This is a genomic window from Halomonas sp. 3D7M (genome assembly GCF_014897885.1).
Lineage (GTDB): Bacteria > Pseudomonadota > Gammaproteobacteria > Pseudomonadales > Halomonadaceae > Vreelandella.
This window is the reverse complement of record NZ_JABUZF010000043.1, coordinates 1-2,296: the sequence shown is the minus strand read 5'-3', so window position 1 is coordinate 2,296 and position 2,296 is coordinate 1. Positions and strand designations below refer to the sequence as shown.

Below are 2,296 nucleotides of genomic sequence, written 5' to 3'. Positions count from 1 at the left end.
AGTGACTTTTTCAGAGCTTCCTTAGTATTTTCCTCATACTCATCGAAATTAGACCAATTAAAAAGAATCGCAACAAAAGAATGCCATCCAATAGCTCTTAGCTACTAACTCTTCACCCCATCAATCACACGATTTCTTCAACAACAGGCTCACCGAAAGGAGTCACAGCCAAAAAAGGACTACACGAAAAAGGTATATAAAACAAAACCAATTTCTTATAGAGATAACCTGAATTCAATCAACATAAGGCAAATCTAATGCATTCAAAACACTTGATCATTCACCCTGAACAGTCTGCACTACTATCCGAACCTCCAAACGTTAGTTCGGCTAAGTGTTTAGCTTAGATACTGATGTTGTGTAACTCGGTATCAAAATGTTACAAACTTTATTCCCTTAAAGAAAGATATCTCCCCTTCAGAAAAGCTTTCTAATTCGATGAAGTTCAAAGGTTTTAGAGAATCAACATTGATCAAAGAGAGGAAATGCACGCCCGCCGGTTGGGCTTAATCGCAATTCGGTAACGTAGATGGGGGAAAAAGCAGCACAGTAATGGGGCCAAACCACAGGGCATTGCTGAAAACACAATTCCTGAAACACAAAAGGGCCTCGAAGACGTTGATATCTACAGAGACCCTGAGCGAATTATCAAAGAGGCACTATTTGTAATAGCACCGACTGTGTTAATAGTTATTCGCGACGCTTAGGCTTGCGCATAGCTTGAACCGGACGGCGTTTGTGCTTATCACGGCTCCAGCGGTTTTTCTCGTCGGGTGTTAGTGCAGGTACCTTGCGAGTTTCCAGGTTTGCTAACGTAGCTAGGTCGTCGACCTCATCCTGGGAGAGTTCAACCCACTCGCCTGCTTTAGCGCGCTTATCAAGGAATATGTTGCCGTAGCGCACCCGCTTCAGACGGCTAACCGTTAGCCCCTGAGATTCCCACAGGCGGCGTACTTCACGGTTACGACCTTCTAAAATCACCACGTGGAACCAGGTATTAATGCCTTCGCCACCAAACTCTTGTACGTCAGTAAAGCGCGCAGGACCATCTTCTAACATGACGCCATCAACCATGGCGACAATATGCTCGCGCTTGACTTCACCCATCACTCGAACCGCGTACTCACGCTCTACCTGGGTCGAAGGGTGCATTAGCCGGTTTGCAAGCTCGCCGTCTGTGGTGAATAGCAACAAGCCGCTAGTGTTAATATCCAAACGGCCAATGGCAACCCAGCGCTCGCCTTTCAGGCGCGGGAGACGCTCAAACACCGTGCGACGCCCTTCTGGGTCTTTGCGCGTGCACAACTCTCCTTCCGGCTTGTTGTACATAATCACACGGCGGGGCACTTCCTCTTCGGGGCGCAGCGACACAGGGCGATCATCAAAACTGACCTTGTCGCGGGCTTCTACTCGGTCGCCTAACTTGGCTACCTGGCTATTAACCTTTACCCGGCCGTCGGAAATGGCAGTTTCCATTTCACGGCGTGACCCCAGCCCTGCCCGGGCCAGTACTTTTTGCAGCTTTTCACTGGCGGGGGGCGTGGTGTTATTACTCTGACTCATGGTCGTCTGACCTCACATCGTTAGTCTGCGTGCGCGCATCATCATCGTTACGCTGCGCACGTGCCGCTAAGCGCGCCTCTAAATCGGCAAAACTCAGCGGCTGGGTTAACGCCGTCTCGGCGTGTTTATCAGCTATCTCTGCTGCAGCAGTCTCAGCTGAAGCTATCTCTTCACTCTGGGGTGGCGCACCTTGCACGGTTTCTGGCGTTTCGTCCAGTGCTGGTTGTGCTTCATCTTGCTCAATAACCGTATCGCTATCATCGGTATTGACCAATTCATGCATCGGCGGCAATGCATCCAAGGTTTTCAAGCCAAAATCATCTAAAAAGTTGCGGGTGGTGGCATAAACGGCTGGTCGCCCTGGTACATCTCGATGGCCTACCACGCGAATCCATCCCCGCTCCATTAGCGTACGGATAATAGAGCTGCTAACACTTACACCGCGTACGTCTTCGATATCACCCCGCGTCACCGGCTGTCGATAAGCAATCAGCGCCAATGTTTCCAACAATGCCCGGGAGTATCGCTGTGGCCGCTCATCCCATAGGCGCGATACCCAATGAGAGAGCCGTGGGCGAATACGCAGCTGAAACCCTGACGCGGTCTCTACTAGCTCCAGCGCTCCTTCTTCATGGCGCAGGACAAGGCGGGACAAAGTATCGCGCAGCGCTTTTTTAGACGGACACTCGTCTTCTAAAAACAGCGTTTCAAGCCGCTCTAGAGAAAGCGGCTC

The 2,296-nt window shown here is 50.4% G+C and carries 2 protein-coding genes; both read right to left on the bottom strand.

Translation table 11 applies throughout. From position 1 onward, the window contains the following. Positions 1-690: 690 nt before the first annotated feature. The gene (gene rluB / locus INT22_RS01245) at positions 691-1,563 is read right to left on the bottom strand and encodes a 23S rRNA pseudouridine(2605) synthase RluB (RefSeq protein WP_089039779.1); all 873 of its coding nucleotides are present in this window, start codon (positions 1,561-1,563) and stop codon (positions 691-693) included. Beyond that, the coding region (scpB, locus tag INT22_RS01240) for an SMC-Scp complex subunit ScpB (RefSeq protein ID WP_193067520.1) at positions 1,550-2,296 on the bottom strand (747 nt) is incomplete at its 5' end. The genes rluB and scpB, both read right to left, overlap by 14 nt.